Genomic DNA, 17961 nt, shown 5'->3' on the forward strand with positions numbered 1-17961 from the left:
ATGATTGATGATGTGATATAATAAATGGTTTATGAGCAAGAGATTTGTTAGATACAGTAGAAATACATACACTATTAAATACATAAACGAAATAATTGCAAAACGTATAGGATAAAGGGGTTTTATCATGCAAAAGCTTCATATACTTCGGGAAGAAGCCATAGAAGAAACGAAGAGGAAGATTGAGGAAGATATCGCACATTTCCTTGAGAAACATGAAAAATGTCCATCGTACCAGGGCTATCTGACAGAGAGAGGTGCTTTTTTTCAACAAATATGGCTGAATATCTGGCTGAACAAAGTAACGAATGACGTTCTACGCAGCCATAAGAAAGCGTTCCTCCGGGACAAAGGCTACGAAATAGAAGGTACGGATAAAAAGCTCCTCAACAAATTGTTCCGAAATGAAATTAGAGACTATGAACCTTTCCATATTTTAAATTGGTTAAAGAAAAATCCACCTTCTGAAAGTGATTGGCAAAAGCATCACCAAAGGGTAAGGAAGGAATCCCTCAAGAAAGATGAAGAAAAAAAGCAGGCACTCCTCCAAAAGGATATCCAAAAAGACATCCTGTCCTTTGTTAACCATACAATGGATAAACTTGAACTTCATTGGTATGTGGAGTTACGCTATATATTCGCGAAAAAATGTATAAATGACTTGGAAACAAAATCAAAATATCGTTCCATTGAACCATTCATGTTGGAAGAGAAATTAGAGGAAGAAGGTAGCTTCTCAACTACTTCATTCACTACTGTGGCGGATTTTTTAGGTGAATTTACCGGATCGATCCATAAGAAGAGTGAATATTGGAATGGACACGTATGGGAATATGAAACATATTTCTATCCATATGAACGATTTGTTTTCTATCACTCCGAGCAGGTCGTCTATCGTTCACTATTTCAGCATATCCCCCCTGGATTAAAAGCTGGGTATGAGAGTGTGTTCGGACAGCAACTATCAGAAGAAAGGCTGAGTAGAATCAGTCATCATCACCTCCTTACGTTAAAGTCAACATTTTTTAACAGGATTCAGGAAGAGTACGTAGAAGATTTATACAAGCTTGTAGAGATTCCTTTTAATATGGATGTTCATCTTTCATTATATGAAAAGGACCTGGAGCAGCGGGAAGAGAGAAAAGCAGCTGAATTAGCTGAACTGAAACGAAAGCAGGAAGAACAAGAACGTGTATTGGAAGACATCTTCGGTCGTGAATACAGTCCCTCATTCAGGGGAGATATCAACTATATTCTTCATATCGGAGAAACAAATACAGGAAAAACCCATCATGCGATCAGTAGGATGAAAGAAGCTAAAAGCGGTATGTATCTTGCACCACTTCGCTTGCTCGCTTTAGAAGTGTTCGACAAATTAAATTCTGAAGATGTGCCCTGTAATTTAAAAACAGGTGAAGAAGAAAAAGAAGTCCCATTAGCACACCATGTGTCCTCTACTGTTGAAATGTTCCGTGAAAAAGATGAATATGAAGTAATCGTGATCGATGAAGCCCAGATGCTTGCTGATCAGGATCGAGGCTTTGCATGGTACAGGGCCATTACGAAAGCAAGAGCGAAAGAGGTCCATATCATAGGAAGTGAAAACGTCCGGGAACTCCTTTTGGAATTGGTAGGGGAAGGAAACGTCGACATTCACAATTATAAGAGAGAAATTCCTTTACAGGTTGAATCGAAGGAATTTCAACTGAAATATGCAAAAAAAGGGGACGCCATCGTTTGTTTTTCAAGAAAGAAGGTATTGGATACGGCTTCAAGATTGCAAAATAACGGACATAAAGTCAGTATGATTTACGGTAGTATGCCCCCTGAAACAAGGAAAAGGCAAATGATGCAGTTCATCAAAGGGAAAACCAATATGATCGTTGCCACTGATGCAATCGGGATGGGATTGAACTTACCGATTCGCAGAATCGTATTTCTGGAAACGGATAAATTTGACGGAACGAGAAGAAGGAGACTCACTTCTCAGGAAGTAAAGCAGATTGCCGGTCGAGCTGGTAGAAAAGGAATGTACAATGAGGGAAGGGTTGCCTTCGCAAAGGATATTAAGATGATGAAGCAACGTCTTGAACAGCCCGATCAATCTCTCCGCACGTTTGCGATTGCACCTACAAGCGGGGTGTTTGAACGGTTTCAACGCTATTACCATGATATGGACACGTTCTTTTACTTGTGGGACAAGTTCAAGAGTCCCTTTGGAACGGAGAAAGCAACGCTTTTTGAAGAAAGAGAGCTTTATGAATTAATACGTGGCACGGACATTGAAGCTAAGTTATCGTTAAATGATTTATACGGTTTTCTTCATCTTCCTTTCTCAAAGAAAGAAGCTCAAATAACAGAACAATGGCTTCAGTGTATGTTTGCGATCGTTGATGGGGAAGACCTGCCGGAACCAGAGCTTAAGAATAACAACCTTGAGCAAAAGGAAGTTTCGTATAAAGCTGTCGGACTTCATCTGCTATTTTTATACCGATTGGGCAGGCAGACAGAGGCGATCTATTGGGAGAGGGTCCGAAGTGAAATTGCAGATGGAGTACATGAAAGCTTAAGGACGGAAGTCACAAGTATGAGCCAAACGTGTAAACAATGTGGAAAGAAGCTTCCACCCAACTTTGGATTTCCCATCTGCGACAGGTGTCACACCACCAGGGTGAAAAGAAGAACTAAAAGAAAGCCTCCTCATTTCTGACCGATGAGCACATCATAAGTAAGATAGAAGGTTTTATGATACGATCAGTACGAAATAAGAAACTGTTGATTGAGGTGTTCAAGAATGAAAATAGAAGTATGGTCAGATTATGTATGTCCATTTTGCTATATTGGCAAACGCCATTTAGAGGAAGCCCTTGAGAAATTCCCTCACAGGGATGGGGTTGAAATAGAATTTAAAAGCTTTGAGCTGGACCCGAATGCTCCGGTGAATACATCTTTAAGTATCCAGGAAATTTTATCAAAAAAATATGGAACCTCTCTTGAACAAGCTAAAAATATGACAGACAGTATGAGCCAGCAAGCTGCCACTGTCGGACTCGATTTTAGATTTGATACGAATATACCGACGAATACGTTTGATGCACATCGCCTTACGAAATATGCAGAAACGAAAGGAAAGGGGGCAGAGCTTACAGAAAAATTGTTGCATGCTCACTTTACCCTTTCCAAGCATATTGGTGACAGGGATACCCTTGTTGAATTAGCCAAAGAAGCAGGATTAGATCAAGAGGAGGTAATGGCTGTCCTTGAAGGCAGCGAATTCTCTCAAGATGTTCGAAATGACGAGGATGAAGCAAGACAGATTGGTGTACAAGGGGTGCCGTTCTTTGTCATCAATCGTAAATATGCCATATCCGGTGCACAGCCAAGTGACATTTTCTTGAACTCGATTCAAAAAGTGTGGGATGAGGAAAATCAAACGTCTCCACTCAAGCCTCTTGCTACAGAAGGTATGGCTTGTGATGAAAATGGTTGTGAGGTTCCTCCTACCAAGAAGTAATCAATTTGAGGCACATAATTAAAACGAAAAAAGCAAGCGGATGATCCCGCTTGCTTTTTTCGTTAATTACTATAAAAATTCTCTGTATAATAAGGCTGTGATTTCTCGTTAAAGGCAACGCCTATACCTAAATGCTCGTAGTGTGGCTGCAGGATGTTATCTCTGTGGCCTTTTGAATTCATCAGTCCTTCGTGGGCGAAAATTGAACTCAGCTGACCGTACGCCAGGTTTTCTCCTGCCGTCCGAAAGGCTACCTGATCTTCTTCCATCCGGTCGAACGGTGATTGTCCCTCGAGATTCGTATGACTGAAATAGTCCTGTTCCGCCATATCCAAACTATGTTTCCGGGCGGTGTCTTTTACTTGATCATCCCATGAGAGAACGCTCAGGCCTTTTTCCACTCGGGTTGCATTGGTAAGGTCGAATAACTGGAATTCAAATCCTTCTTTTAATTCGGAGCTTCCGTCGGAATAAAAGTTTTTCTTATTGGCTTCCAGGTCTTCTTTGATGATCTGAATGGCAGTGACCGTATCGTTTTCATGCTTGTCGTAGAAGATGGTCACATAGCTTCCATCGACTTGATATACTTCCTGTTCACCGTTATTTTGCAGCTGATATAATGTAAGCCCTTTACGTATATTCGTTAATGGTTTTCCAAGTTCGTTTTGTACCATCTCTTTGGACACGCCCATTTTAATCCCTGAATCGGAGGAGAGGAGATCCTGATTTGTAAACAGGCCATTTACCAGTCCGTTTTGATCATAGGAAACCATCAAGAAGTTCCGATAGTTTTCATGATAGGCATTCCATGAAACCCCGTATTCATTGACGGATTGTCTTTTGGCTTCACCGAGCTCCCCCTCGACACTTTCTCTGGAATGACCGATTTCAATGTTGTAAATCGAGAATTTTTGATCACTTGGAACTGTCAATGTCGGCTTTTCTACAGGATCAACTTTCTTCTTGTCAGAAGTGTTCTCAAGATCCCGGAATGAATCGTCGAGTTTTATCAGAAGAAGGTTCACTCTGTTATAAATCTGCTCAAAGGTATCCTGTACCCTTGGGTTATCCTTGAATTCTTCAATTTTGGAGAGAACGGAATCGAACCCTGTGGCTTCGACTTTTTCCTCCCAGATGGGTTTTGATATATAGGCAATCACGATAATCATGATAAGAATAAATAATCGTCTCAAATGCAAACACTCCATTCTACCATTCATTGTATCCAATTTACTTAAGAAGTAAAAATAGAAAGGCTTCTTCCCTATATGCAGTACCCATTCTACCCTATTTTCAATCCAATCTTCCTGTTTTAGTATGGTTGGGTCTGGGTAAGATAAATGAATAGGGCATACTACACAAACTTTACATATAAGGGGAAATGCACAATGAAATTATCTCATGAAGAACGAATCCAACTCCATGAATTCAATAACTTAACGAAATCATTAAGTTTTAATATGTACGATATCTGTTATACGAAGACCCGGAAAGAACGTGAATCCTATATCGAATACATTGATGAGCAGTATAACGCCGATCGACTGACGAAGATTCTGACTCATGTTTCGGATATTATCGGAGCACATGTGCTCAATATATCAAAGCAGGATTACGTTCCCCAGGGTGCGAGTGTGACTATCCTGGTATCAGAAGGTCCAATCGTTGAAGTGCCAACGGAGCATTTTGATGAATCACCGGGACCTCTTCCCTCAACGGTGACAATGCATCTTGATAAAAGCCATATCACGGTTCATACTTACCCTGAGTATCATCCTCATGAAGGGATTTCGACATTCAGGGCTGATATCGATGTATCGACGTGCGGGGAAATTTCTCCCCTTAAGGCATTGAACTATCTGATCCATTCATTTGACACAGACATCATGACGATGGATTATCGGGTGAGGGGCTTTACCAGGGATATCAATGGTAGAAAACTATTCATCGATCATGACATCAATTCAATCCAGAATTACATTCCGGAAGAAATCAAGGATGAGTATGACATGATCGACGTAAATGTTTATCCTCAAAATATATTTCACACAAAATGTAAGCTGAAGGAATTTGATTTAAATAACTATCTATTTGGTTATACGAAGGACAAACTGGAAGATGATGAGGTAGATGAAATTACGGATAAAGTAAAAATGGAAATGGATGAGATATTTTATGGTAAAAACATCCCAAGACCATAGACAAATCATGCCCCTTTGTGCAGCAGTCAGCAAAGGGGTATTTTTGGGTTGAAATCTTATTATTATGAAAATGGATTTTGAGAAGGGAATCTTGAACCTCTTGAAGAATAGGTAATTATGCATGCAAATAGAGGAGGAACAAGGAATGAATTCACACGAAATTGAATACAAATTGCACGGGGATGATATGCAGTTTGTCGAAATAGAATTAGATCCGGGAGAAAGTGCCGTAGCAGAAGCTGGTGGCATGATGATGATGGAAGATGGAATCGGAATGGAGACGATCTTTGGTGACGGATCGCAAGGTGGAGGTACCGGTGGGTTTCTTGGCAAGCTTGTTGGTGCGGGAAAGCGTATATTGACGGGCGAGAGCTTATTCATGACCGTATTCACGAACGATGGAATGGGCAAGAAGCATGTGTCTTTTGCTGCTCCTTATCCTGGGAAGATCATCCCTGTTGACTTAAGTGAATTAGGTGGCAAGGTCATTTGCCAAAAGGATGCATTTTTATGTGCAGCAAAGGGAGTATCCGTAGGAATTGATTTTCAAAAAAAATTAGGAACGGGATTCTTTGGTGGAGAAGGCTTTATCATGCAGAAGCTTGAAGGTGATGGGTTAGCTTTTCTCCATGCAGGTGGGACCATCTATAGAAAAGAGCTTCAACCAGGGGAAGTGTTACGAGTGGACACCGGGTGTTTAGTGGCCATGACAAAGGAAGTGGACTACAACATTGAATATGTTGGGAAAATCAAATCAGCCTTCCTTGGTGGAGAAGGATTGTTTTTTGCTACCGTCCGCGGTCCAGGCACAGTTTGGATTCAATCGCTTCCGTTCAGTCGGTTAGCAGAGAGGATTTATGCCAACGCTCCAGGTGGAGGACGTTCTACGGGTGAAGGAAGTTTACTTGGAGGAATTGGTGACTTTCTCAATGGTGACGATTGATCAAATCTCATTAATAGAGCCGCATTAAAAGAAAGAACACAGCATCAGATGAAAATGCGATCAAGTATGATCGTATTTTTATTTGGTTGACAATATACCATATAGGGTATATTATTGATCATGAAGAAATTATTGATTTACTGCAATAAATGGGAGGAATAGACAATGAAACAATTAACAGCAAAACAGGTTGAAGAATTATTAAACGAAAACCAATCGTTAAACATCCTAGATGTACGTGAAGATGATGAAGTGGCTTCAGGGATGATTCCTACTGCTAAGCATATTCCTTTAGGACAAGTTGAGAGTCGTATGGGTGAGTTGGAGAAGTCAAAAGAATATATCATGGTTTGCCGTTCCGGGGGTAGAAGTGGACAAGCAGCACAATCCCTTGAGAATCAAGGGTTTGATGTCATCAATATGACAGGTGGAATGATGTCTTGGGAAGGTCCGACTGAATAAGCTTTTCTGCTTAATATTGCAAAGAGTAGAGTAACTAAGATCTTTTCAATCGTAAAAGTGAATTATCTGAAAGAAAACAAGATTTTCATCTGAAGGATTCCTTATGGGGAGTCCTTTTTTTATTCTTGCATTTTCACGATAAAACATTCAGTATTAGTAGACAAGTCTAAAATCGTATTAAGAAAGTAGGAATGTTCATTGAACTCTTTTTCATCCCTAGGAATATCCGTTGGATTACAGAAAATATTATCGACCAAAGGTATAGAAAAGCCGACACCCATACAAGAAAACGTGATCCCCACTCTCCTTGATGGACAAGATGTCATAGCCAAAGCTCAAACCGGTACAGGCAAAACATTCACTTATGTTTTACCTATATTAGATAAAAGTAAAGCAAATACGAAAGATATACAAAGTTTGATCATTACCCCAACGCGTGAATTGGCCATCCAAGTAACGAGTGAAATAAGAAAGCTCACGGCCGATAACAAAGGGTTCAGCGTTCTCTCTGTCTACGGAGGTAAAAGCCATGAAGAGGAAATAAAAGAGCTGGAGCAACACGTCAATATCATTGTTGGAACTCCTGGACGGCTTTTGGATCATGTGAAAAGAGGGAACCTAAACTTATCACATCTGAAATTTTTAGTCATTGATGAAGCAGATCAACTTCTTCAGATAGGGTTCCTGAATAAAGTAGAAGAAATCTTAAGGAAAACACCAGCTAAGCGACAAACCATGCTATTTTCTGCTACGATTCCTCCTGAAATCAAAAAGCTGGGGAAAAAGTACATGAACTCACCACGATTCATCGAGGTAGCGGAAAGGAATAAAGCGACTTCCATCAATCAATATGCCATTTTCACAGTGGATCGTGCAAAACAGGACACAGTTATTCAATTAATTGAGGCGTTTCAGCCTAAGAAATCCATCGTTTTCTGCAGAACAAAACGTAGGGTTTCGAAATTATATCAAGTATTAAGGTCAAAAGGCTTTCATGTTTCTGAACTTCATGGTGATATACCCCAAGAGAAGCGTGAAACAATAATGGAGCATTTTAGATCAGGGGATGTACCGATGTTAGTGGCGACGGATGTTGCATCAAGAGGACTGGATATCGAGGGAGTCACACATGTATTCAACTATGATATGCCACTCGATGCAGAAACTTACATTCACCGAATCGGCAGGACGGGGAGAGCAGGGGAAACAGGTCTTGCTTATACTCTCTACTCTTCTGAAGAGAGAGGTCTTCTGGACGATATAGAAACAGAATTAAACAGCCGGATTCAGAAACAAAATCTTGGCAATACCATAAAGCTAAAAACCAAGTCATCTTCCAAGAACAAGGGGGAAAGAAGACAAGGGAAAAGCAAAAATATGGAACAATTAAAGAGAGCGGATGAACCCAAGGTCAAGAAGTCTGAAGGAAACCAATCTGGTTCCGTGACTTTAAAAGGAAAGAAAACACGCTCTGATGTAAATGGGAAAAAAAGCGGAAAAAGGACCAAACCGGGTCGTCATAATAATTAAAAGTAATAACCTAAAAACCATGCCACGCATGGTTTTTTATTGTGGAATAATAAGGGTAGAAAAACATAGTTATTCTAGAATAATATATGAATGCGAGTATATTATATCGGTATAATGAATAGCGCAGTTAGTTTTTATGGTACGATAATAAGGGAAATTGTTAAGAGAAAAGGGGTTTAATAGAATACTATGAAGCTGGTATCATGGAATGTAAATGGAATTAGAGCATGTGTGAAAAAAGGGTTTTTAGATTATTTTCACCGGATGGATGCGGATATATTTTGCCTGCAGGAAACAAAGCTTCAGGAAGGTCAAATTTCATTGGATATAAATGGATATCATCAGTTTTGGAATTATGCTATCCGGAAGGGGTATTCAGGAACTGCCGTCTTCACGAAACAGAAGCCGCTCACTGTTTCATATGGGTTTGGTGATGGAGAAAAAGAAATCGAGGGAAGGATCATAACGTGTGAATTTGATTCTTTTTATTTGGTGAATGTATATACACCTAATTCAAAAAGGGACCTTTCAAGGATTGAGGAACGTCTGGAGTGGGAGGATACTTTAAGAGTATACCTTGTTGAATTGAACCATCATAAGCCGGTCATTCTATGTGGGGATTTAAACGTCGCTCATGCTGAGATCGACCTGAAAAACGATAAATCGAATCGGGGAAATTCAGGTTTCACCGATGAAGAGCGGGGGAAAATGACGTTGCTCCTTCAGGACGGGTTTGTAGACAGTTTTCGATATCTTCACCCTGAAAAGGATGATGCCTACAGTTGGTGGTCATATATGAGTAATGTGCGTGAACGAAATATCGGATGGAGAATTGATTACTTTATCCTATCCAAACATTTAGCTCCTTCAATAAAAAAGGCTGAAATTCACTCTGATATTCTCGGCAGTGATCATTGTCCTGTATACTTAGAGTTAGAGTAGTACATACCAGAACTAAGGCGTAAAGTTTTGAGGAGGAAAAGGAATGTTACAAAAAAGATTGAAACAATACATTGACGAAACAAAAGAATCTGAAGGTGCGGTTCCTTTATTCAAACAGGAAAGGGAATATGCCTTAAAGTACGGATTACTGGATGCTGATGAGATAACTTCTCCAGATGCAGATTCCCGTTTTCAGGAGGCGTATATCGAGCGTTGTGATAAAGAAACCGAAGAACTGATCAGTCAGGAATCCCCGATATTTCTTCACCAGCCCATCACCTACCTGAAAGAGCAAAAAAACGAGTTCGTTTTCCTCGAATCCATTTGGTTTACAATGATTGGAGTGGAAGCTGTCTCGTTGGAAGTGGACGATGTCTTTGGGACGTATGATGCCATGCTTGGGTTAAAGCTTCAAAAGAAGTATCGGAGTCAGATCGAGCGGTACTTAGAAGAGTCCCTTGAAAGTGAATCGTCATATGATCTGTTGTTTAATGGCGAGGATGGGCTGTGGGACCTGAATTTTACATTGAATGATCTTCGTGATTTTAATGAAAGACAATCAATACTGTCAGTATATGAACTTATATATGAATTTTTGTTTAATCTCCTTCAAAACATGGAGGAAGCATAATTCATTATCCCTCTCGAAAAACCATTTCCGAGGGGGATTTTATTTGGCCTTATGTTGTTTGATTGGATCGTATTCAAACAATTTCCCTTCATATACGAGATGGAAATCTTGGTGCTTTCTGAAATCCTCAGGAGTAATCAGTGCAGGCAGCTTATCCCACAGTTTGATCCCTGAGCGATGAAGGATCTCTGCTACAAACTGGGAACAAAAGTATGAGTTGCTGAATTCGACGGGTTCATTCATTGATACGCCAAATACTCCAAGGATATTATAAAGAAATTTATTGCGGCTCCTTTTAAAAACATTCAATACCCGTTTCATCTTTTCGATATTCCGGTCCGTTACTTCCAATTGATAAATGACGCACGTGGTATGGGGGTATTTACTGTATGTTCCCTGGTAGATATCCTCTTTTACAAATCCTCCATTTATGGGGTTGTTAGGATGTTTACGACCGAAGCTGTATAACTCAGTCAGTTCACGGTCAAAGGAAATGGACGCATGGTTGTATGGAGCTTTCGTGTACTTTTTGATGGATTTTGTAAACAGTGTTCCGGTATCCGTCAGTAAAATATAGATATATTGACTATTCATAGCTCATTCCCTCTTTTAAAGTAGTAGAATTTCCCATATGCTTAATTATACAATAAATGAACCGCTTGAATACGGTCATTTCAATAAGGGGGATGAATATGGAATCGGCCATTTGGACTTTATTTATAATATTTATAGGATTGGTCGTTGTGAACGTCCTGTTTTTACAGATTAAGAGAAAGCAAAGTGAAAAAGACTTCTCCAGAATTTCCTTAAGGGTAAAAACATGGTGGGGGATGTTTGGGGTTTTTTGTTTGGCGACTTTGTTCAATCCAATCATCTCCATGTTATCTTTAATGGTTCTCTGCTTCTTTTCCCTTAAAGAGTATTTCTCCATGATGAAAACGCGGAAAGCCGACAGGCGAATCTTCCTATGGGCTTATTTATCGATCCCGATTCAGTTTTATTGGATATATATTGGATGGTATGGGATGTTCATAGTGTTTATTCCTGTATACGTATTCTTACTTTTGCCGCTGCCCAGGCTTTTAGGGAAGGGAACATTGGGGTTTCTTCGTTCTGTCAGTTCTACTCAATGGGGACTGATGCTCATGGTTTTTGGGTTGAGCCATCTCGCTTATTACCAGGTTGCAAATCCCGAATATGGAGCGAATCTTGTTCTGTTCCTGGTTGTCCTCACTCAGGTGAGTGACATCGTACAATTTGTGGTATCCATTTATATTGGTAAGCGTAAGGTAGTACCGACATCTAATCCTGCCATTACGTGGGAAGGCTTTTTATCTGCGGTGCTGGTTACGACAGGGGTGTCCTATTTCACATACCCTTTTTTAACACCACTCGACTTGAAATTCGGGATCCTCTCAGGGCTGATCATCAGCATCAGTGGTTTTGTAGGCAGTTTGACGATTTCCGTATTGAAAAGGGATCTTCTCATCGGTGATCAAGAAAGATTAGCCTCATTAAAAGAAAGCTACCTCAATCGCGTCGACAGCTTAGCCTACACTTCACCCATATTCTTTCACATCATCCGGTATTACTTTGACTTCATGTGAAGAAACGTAGGGGGACGGACCTTTAATAGGTCCGTCCCCCTTATGCTTTTTATCTTTTCTTCTTGGAGCGGTTGTTGATTTCTTCTGTCACGACATAAGCAAGGTCATCATTTCCGAATAGGGAAAGGACGCCAAGTAAAGTGCTATCTGGAATGTCTTCGGATTCTTCTTTAGGGACGGTTAAGTCGATTCCTTGCTGCAGTGCAGGGTTTTCACCTTGCTCTGGATAGGCTTTTTGATAAAGGGTGGCAGGATCGAGATCATGATTCACACACCACTGTGCAAATACAAGGATCATCATATGCTCGTCCTTCTGATAATTTTGAATGATTTTTTCTTGCATTTCTTTAGAATTCACGTAGTATCTCTCCTTAAACGGGTGTTCTTGTTTTTATTATATCGAAGTCTGAGAAGGAAGCCTATTCATATCCTTTTTCAGTCTTAGGATAATACATTTTAAAATCAAGGGTTCAAGGTGTATAATAAGAGGATGGAAGAAACATGTTTAGTACTTGAAAGGAAGTTAGAACCATGAATATTACCAATCACCATGCTGAAGAATTAAAAGATCCCACCGGTATTTTAAGTGGAGATCGCTATGAAGTGATTCTTGATATCGAAGTACCCGAGGACGATGAGCTGTATTCAGAACAGGGTATATACATAAAGGCCATCTTTGTCAGAGACGACAATGGAGCAAGGATTGTACAATCCACGATCCTTGAAAGAAACACTGAGTCAATCATGGACTTCGAGTTAGAAGAAGAGGAAGAGAACCTCATTCTGGCATATTGTCAGGAACATATCCAATAAAAAGATACAGAACATCATCCCATTCACTGATATCGGGATGATGTTTTTTTATTATTGGTTGTTGGTATGTAACACCAAAAATGTCCAATGAGAACCCATTCTTTATTAAATGACTGATAATTCAGAGATCAATGAGTTGGCATGGAATTTGCATGTTAACAAAATGAATGAGTGAACAGAAGGGAGAATGGTGGATGAAAGACTATTGGGGGAAAGTGAAAAAACTATTTATCGTATTGACTGTATTGGGATTGATTGCAAGCCTGGCCACAACTGACATCTTGGCCAAAAAAGAAAGAAATATCAAAGGGAATCTGTTGATTGTTGGAGGTGCTTTAGGAAGCAGTAATTCGGATGTGTATGAAAAGTTCATAGAACTATCTGGGGGGAAGAAGAAAGCAAAGATTGGGATCATCCCATCAGCTTCAGGTTCTTTGAAATCTTCTAACCAATTTAAAGAGGATCTGATTTCTTATGGAGTGGATGAAAAATCCATCGAAATACTCCCCATTTCTTCTCATGATTTCTCGGGGACAGAAGAAGATGAAAGTTTATGGAATGAAAATGCTGAAAATAAACAGGTCAGAAAACAGATTAAAAAGCTGACAGGCATTTGGTTTGTCGGTGGTGATCAGTTGAAAATCACGGACGCGTTAATGAGGGAAAATGGTGAAAAGACAATGGCCCTGGAAGAAATTTGGGATATTTACGAAAAAGGGGCCGTAATTGGTGGGACAAGCGCTGGAGCCGCCATCATGAGTGACGTCATGATTACAGGTGGAGACAGTCTCGGCGGCCTGCGACAGGAGTTTACAACTGAGGATGTATCGAACCCTGACGAAGAATATGCTCCTGTTTATATAGAAAAAGGACTGGGATTCTTTCAATGGGGCATCGTGGATCAGCATTTCAATGAGCGATCCCGCATGGGCAGACTGGCAGCTACAGCACTGCGTTTTAAAGCACCTGATGAGTTGGCCTATGGGATCGATGAGGATACGGCAATGGTGGTGAATAATCAAGAAGGGACGGTTTCTGTCTTGGGAAGAAGCAATGTCACAATCGTAGATATTGCAAGCGCCAAAACATCAAGGAACGAGATTAGGGATCTGGATATCAGTTATCTTTCTCCTGGCGATGAACTTAAAGTGAAAACGAAAGAGTATATGATTGAGGAAGATAAGGTAGAAACAAAAGACTATGAATATTACAACTTCAAACCTCTTCAAGCTACCGGGGTCCTTTCATCTTATGGGACATTGCCTCACTATCTCTCGTATTCACTTGTGGATAATGAAGCCGTTACTGAGGTCACCAGTTACCTCTATGACAGTAAAGGAAAGGGTTTTGAACTTACCTTCAGGCAAGGTGAAGATACAAACGGATTCTGGGGTTATCAGGATGGTCAAAAAGATACTTACTCCTTACTTCATGTGAAAATGGATGTATCTCCTGTGAAGGTCAGCTTTAATGAAAAAGACCGGCTTGAAGACTTTAAGGAAACTCCACTTGATACATCCGAGAGTGCCTTTGATCCTGACACAAAGGGAAGCCTTGTCATCGTTGGCGGGGCATTAGGTAGCAGCAATGAGGAAGTGTATAAAGAATTCATTGAGCGAGCCGGTGAAACTGGAAAAATCGGAATAATCCCTGCAGCAAGTTCCAGTTTGAAGTCTTCCCAAACATTTAAAGAGGATTTGACATCGTATGGCTTCCCGCCAGAACAAATTGATATCCTTCCCATATCCAATCATGACTTCAAAGGAACGGAAGAGGATGAATCAGAATGGAAAGATAATAAGAATCACCCCGATATTGCAGGCCGCATTCTCGATTATGATGGGATCTGGTTTGTTGGTGGAGATCAAACAGATATCACTGATGCACTTTTGAACGGAGACGGAACGAAATCACTGGCCCTGGAAAACATCTGGGAAATCTACCGTAATGGAGCGGTTCTTGGTGGGACAAGTGCAGGTGCCGCCATCATGAGTGATGTCATGATCGCAGGTGGTGGAAGCTACGATACGTTAGCTAAGGGCTATACTGATTCATATGACGGGATGTCTCAGCAAGAAGGTGGACCTGGATACCTGGAAAAGGGGCTTGGTTTCTTCCCGTATGGTATCGTTGACCAACACTTTGATAAAAAAGCACGATTGGGACGATTGATTGCTACAACGGCAGTTTATGGAGAAGGAAACGAATTATCTTATGGAATCGATGAAGACACCGCCTTGATAGTGGATAACCAATCCAGGACGGTGGAGGTAAAGGGACGAGGCGGGGTATCGATAGTCGATTTAAGTCAGTCAGATCTTTCACCGTCGTCTCATACGTATGAAGATATCCGTTTATCATGGATCACTTCAGGAGACCAATTTAATCTAGAGACTAAAGAGTTTTCCATCAGTGATCATAAACAATCAACCAATGATTACGAATACTATGATTATTACGCCGCACCGCATACGGGAGTATTGACGCCGCACCCGACACTTGCAAACTATTTGAGTTTCAGTCTCTTAGATAACGCCTGGATGGATGAAGTGAAGAGTTACAGCTTTTCTGAAAATGAAGGGTTTGAACTTACCTTCAGAAAAGGAAGTGGAACAGAGGGGTTCTGGGGATATAAAGATGGAAACAAGGATGATTATTCATTCTTTGGTGTGGAAATGGATATCAAACCGGTCGAAGTCATGATCGAGAATAATTAAATGTGGTTGAACAGCCTGGGCGGAATGTGCCCGGGTTTTTTATTTGGCTAATATGACAATTGAACTGTATATATCCGTTATAGCATCTGATATACTATTGATAACAGATTGCTAGCAAATGATATCAAATTGATAGATGAGGAGGTCGAACCTTGTCAGATCAAGGGAAAATGCAACTTAATGTAAGGGTTGATAAAGAAACTTCAGAGAAATTGGACGAAATTGTAGAATACTATCAACGGAATACAAAAATTGGAAGGGTTTATAAAGGTGACGTCTTAACAGACATCATTCACAAATCTTATGAGGTCATGGAGAAGCAAAAAAGAATTCAAAACCGGAAATATTAGCCTATATACAAGCAACAAATCAGCAAGAGATAAACAGTTCTTTAAAATGAGCTACATATGAAAATCAGGTTCATTTATGTCATAATATAGGAGAACCGTTTAAAATATTGAAGCAAAAGAGGTATTCAGCATGCAAATGCCGAAAAAAATAATCAACATCCAAAAAGGTTCAGGAATTTCACCATATATTTGGAGCATCATCAGTATCCTGCCCTTTTACTTTATCTTTCAGTCTTCTTCTACAATTGAAATTGCGGTCGGGATTTCTTTGACCATAGCATTCTTTATCTCTTTACGTTTCGCTTTTATTTCGAAGGATTGGCCGGTGTATTTATGGACATCGATATTGATTGCGATCTCCATCACCATGACCATTCAGTTTAATTTCATCTATTTCGCCTTTTACATAGCCTATTACAACGGAAATATAAAAAATCGGGTCGCCTTTTTAACCCTATATATCATCCACCTTGTATTGACGACTGCATCCATCAACTATAACTTCGTTTTGCAGAATGAATTGTTCCTGTCACAATTTCCATTCATATTGATCATCTGGATCAGCGTCATTCTTCTACCTTTCAATATCTATAATCGAAATAAACAAGTGCAGCTCGAAGACCAGTTGGAAGATGCCAACAAGCGTATTTCAGACCTTGTCAAGCAAGAAGAAAGGCAAAGGATTGCACGGGATCTGCATGATACGCTTGGGCAGAAGCTTTCTCTGATCGGTTTAAAAAGTGACCTGGCGAGGAAATTGGTGTATAAAGATCCAGAGCAGGCACGACAAGAATTAAAAGACGTTCAACAAACGGCGAGAACGGCTTTGAGTGAGGTAAGGACAATGGTTTCCCAGATGAGGGGAATCCGATTGATGGATGAGATCGTCAGGATAAAGCAGCTCTTAAAGGCGGCTGAAATTGAATTCATAATGAATGAAGACGACTCCCTCCCTCATTTATCACTCTTCATGGAGAATATATTAAGCATGTGCTTAAAAGAGGCTGTCACAAATGTGGTCAAACATAGCAAGGCTTCTTATTGTGAACTCACCTTGGAAGAATCCGATAAAGAGATGACGATTGTGGTGAAAGATGACGGTGTGGGGATCGGAAGTGATTACACACAGTCAGGAGGAAGCGGTCTGATCGGGATGAGGGAGCGACTGGAATTTGTCAATGGCAGTCTGGACATTGTTTCGGGGGAAGGCACCACCCTGATCATGCGGGTGCCTAAAGTAATCAAACAGACAGACAGGGAGGGAATGGAATGATTCGAATTGTGATTGCCGAAGATCAGCGAATGCTGTTGGGTGCCCTGGGGTCTCTTTTGAGTTTGGAAGATGATATGGAAGTGGTAGGGAAAGCCGGCAACGGTGAAGAAGCCATTTCCCTCGTGCATGAACTCAAGCCGGATATCTGCATCATGGATATCGAAATGCCTAAAAAGACAGGCCTTGAAGCTGCAGAGGAGTTGAAAGGTGAAGAATGTAAGGTGATCATCCTTACTACTTTTGCAAGATCCGGTTATTTCCAGCGTGCTTTAAAAGGAGGAGTAAAGGGTTACTTGTTGAAGGACAGTCCCAGTGAAGAATTGGCAAACTCAATCCGCCTGGTAATGGACGGTAAGCGTATCTACGCACCGGAGTTGATGGATGATGTCTACAGCGAAGAAAACCCTCTCACAGACCGTGAAAAAGAAGTGCTGGAGCTCGTTGCCGACGGGAAGAACACAAAGGAAATCGCCGATGAATTAAAGCTTAAAACAGGTACTGTCAGGAACTATATCTCCACCATACTCGACAAGCTTGAAGTGAAAAATCGAATCGAAGCCATCACACAATCCAAAGAAAAAGGGTGGTTTAAATAAAGAGAGGGACGGACCTTCAAGAAGGTCCGTCCCTCTTATTAAATTGCAAGTTTATGGATGTTCATTCAGTGCTGATAGGCAGACAAAAATGGTCTGATGAACTTTTTTATAAAAAAATTTATTGCATTTAATCTGCTGTACAACCTTTTGCTGCCACTGGATCCGACGGCCGATTGGTAACTGAAAATAAAACATGAATTGTTTTTTTATGTTGACAACTAAAAGTATCATGATACGATTACAACGAAAACAAAATTTCATAAGACGATCCACTAGGGGTGCCTTCTAAAAGGCTGAGATTAAAGTGTTACTTTAAGACCCTTCGAACCTGATCTGGTTGAGACCAGCGTAGGGAAGTGGTGTTTGACGGTCGCAAAGAATA

The 17961-nt window shown here is 40.5% G+C and carries 17 protein-coding genes and 1 riboswitch; of the genes, 14 read left to right on the top strand and 3 right to left on the bottom strand.

Annotated features, from left to right (window positions below):
• Positions 1-127: 127 nt before the first annotated feature.
• Together KYJ26_RS21575 and KYJ26_RS21580 are read left to right on the top strand one after the other, a co-directional pair.
• Positions 128-2710, top strand: a complete 2583-nt coding sequence (locus KYJ26_RS21575) for a helicase-related protein (protein WP_219169917.1) — start codon at positions 128-130, stop codon at positions 2708-2710.
• A gap of 84 nt (positions 2711-2794) precedes the next feature.
• Positions 2795-3514, top strand: a complete 720-nt coding sequence (locus tag KYJ26_RS21580; RefSeq protein WP_219169919.1) for a DsbA family oxidoreductase — start codon at positions 2795-2797, stop codon at positions 3512-3514.
• Positions 3515-3576: 62 nt separating this feature from the next.
• On the opposite strand, the gene KYJ26_RS21585 is transcribed toward KYJ26_RS21580, so the two are convergent.
• A complete protein-coding gene (locus KYJ26_RS21585) occupies positions 3577-4707 on the bottom strand; it encodes a CAP domain-containing protein (RefSeq protein ID WP_257475183.1) in 1131 nt (376 codons plus the stop codon).
• Between the two features lie 195 nt (positions 4708-4902).
• Here KYJ26_RS21585 and speD point away from each other — a divergent pair, with 195 nt between their 5' ends.
• The 6 genes from speD to KYJ26_RS21615 all read left to right on the top strand — a co-directional run bounded on the left by speD (position 4903) and on the right by KYJ26_RS21615 (position 10223).
• Positions 4903-5715, top strand: a complete 813-nt coding sequence (speD, locus tag KYJ26_RS21590; protein WP_219169921.1) for an adenosylmethionine decarboxylase — start codon at positions 4903-4905, stop codon at positions 5713-5715.
• Positions 5716-5860: 145 nt separating this feature from the next.
• Complete coding sequence (locus KYJ26_RS21595) at positions 5861-6658, top strand: TIGR00266 family protein (RefSeq protein WP_219169922.1); 798 nt, start codon at positions 5861-5863, stop codon at positions 6656-6658.
• A gap of 165 nt (positions 6659-6823) precedes the next feature.
• Positions 6824-7120 carry a rhodanese-like domain-containing protein gene (locus KYJ26_RS21600; RefSeq protein ID WP_219169924.1) on the top strand — a complete coding sequence of 99 codons (297 nt, stop codon included), beginning with the start codon at positions 6824-6826 and terminating at the stop codon, positions 7118-7120.
• Between the two features lie 198 nt (positions 7121-7318).
• Entirely contained in the window at positions 7319-8650 is a 1332-nt protein-coding gene (locus KYJ26_RS21605) for a DEAD/DEAH box helicase (protein WP_219169926.1), read from the top strand.
• 189 nt (positions 8651-8839) lie between these two features.
• On the top strand, positions 8840-9592 hold the full coding sequence (locus KYJ26_RS21610; RefSeq protein WP_219169928.1) for an exodeoxyribonuclease III: 753 nt from the start codon (positions 8840-8842) through the stop codon (positions 9590-9592).
• 43 nt (positions 9593-9635) lie between these two features.
• Positions 9636-10223 (top strand): branched-chain amino acid aminotransferase, encoded by a 588-nt coding sequence (locus tag KYJ26_RS21615; protein WP_219169930.1) that lies wholly within the window; start codon positions 9636-9638, stop codon positions 10221-10223.
• A gap of 39 nt (positions 10224-10262) precedes the next feature.
• On the opposite strand, the gene KYJ26_RS21620 is transcribed toward KYJ26_RS21615, so the two are convergent.
• Positions 10263-10817, bottom strand: a complete 555-nt coding sequence (locus KYJ26_RS21620) for a hypothetical protein (protein WP_219169932.1) — start codon at positions 10815-10817, stop codon at positions 10263-10265.
• Between the two features lie 98 nt (positions 10818-10915).
• Here KYJ26_RS21620 and KYJ26_RS21625 point away from each other — a divergent pair, with 98 nt between their 5' ends.
• On the top strand, positions 10916-11830 hold the full coding sequence (locus KYJ26_RS21625) for a phosphatidate cytidylyltransferase (RefSeq protein WP_219169933.1): 915 nt from the start codon (positions 10916-10918) through the stop codon (positions 11828-11830).
• Positions 11831-11879: 49 nt separating this feature from the next.
• On the opposite strand, the gene KYJ26_RS21630 is transcribed toward KYJ26_RS21625, so the two are convergent.
• Entirely contained in the window at positions 11880-12188 is a 309-nt protein-coding gene (locus tag KYJ26_RS21630; protein ID WP_219169936.1) for a hypothetical protein, read from the bottom strand.
• A 173-nt stretch (positions 12189-12361) separates the two neighbouring features.
• On the opposite strand from KYJ26_RS21630, the gene KYJ26_RS21635 reads away from it, so the two are divergent.
• The 5 genes from KYJ26_RS21635 (at position 12362) to KYJ26_RS21655 (ending at position 17579) form a co-directional block, all read left to right on the top strand.
• The gene (locus KYJ26_RS21635; RefSeq protein WP_219169938.1) at positions 12362-12643 is read left to right on the top strand and encodes a DUF6509 family protein; all 282 of its coding nucleotides are present in this window, start codon (positions 12362-12364) and stop codon (positions 12641-12643) included.
• A gap of 194 nt (positions 12644-12837) precedes the next feature.
• Positions 12838-15360 (top strand): cyanophycinase, encoded by a 2523-nt coding sequence (locus KYJ26_RS21640; RefSeq protein WP_219169940.1) that lies wholly within the window; start codon positions 12838-12840, stop codon positions 15358-15360.
• 152 nt (positions 15361-15512) lie between these two features.
• Entirely contained in the window at positions 15513-15710 is a 198-nt protein-coding gene (locus KYJ26_RS21645; RefSeq protein ID WP_219169942.1) for a hypothetical protein, read from the top strand.
• Between the two features lie 136 nt (positions 15711-15846).
• Positions 15847-16983, top strand: a complete 1137-nt coding sequence (locus KYJ26_RS21650; RefSeq protein WP_219170291.1) for a sensor histidine kinase — start codon at positions 15847-15849, stop codon at positions 16981-16983.
• Positions 16980-17579 carry a response regulator transcription factor gene (locus KYJ26_RS21655; protein WP_219169944.1) on the top strand — a complete coding sequence of 200 codons (600 nt, stop codon included), beginning with the start codon at positions 16980-16982 and terminating at the stop codon, positions 17577-17579. The genes KYJ26_RS21650 and KYJ26_RS21655 overlap by 4 nt, the downstream gene beginning before the upstream one ends.
• Positions 17580-17843: 264 nt before the next feature.
• Positions 17844-17951, top strand: a riboswitch (TPP riboswitch).
• Positions 17952-17961 lie beyond the last annotated feature (10 nt).

It is taken from the genome of Rossellomorea orangium (assembly GCF_019334305.1).
Lineage (GTDB): Bacteria > Bacillota > Bacilli > Bacillales > Bacillaceae_B > Rossellomorea.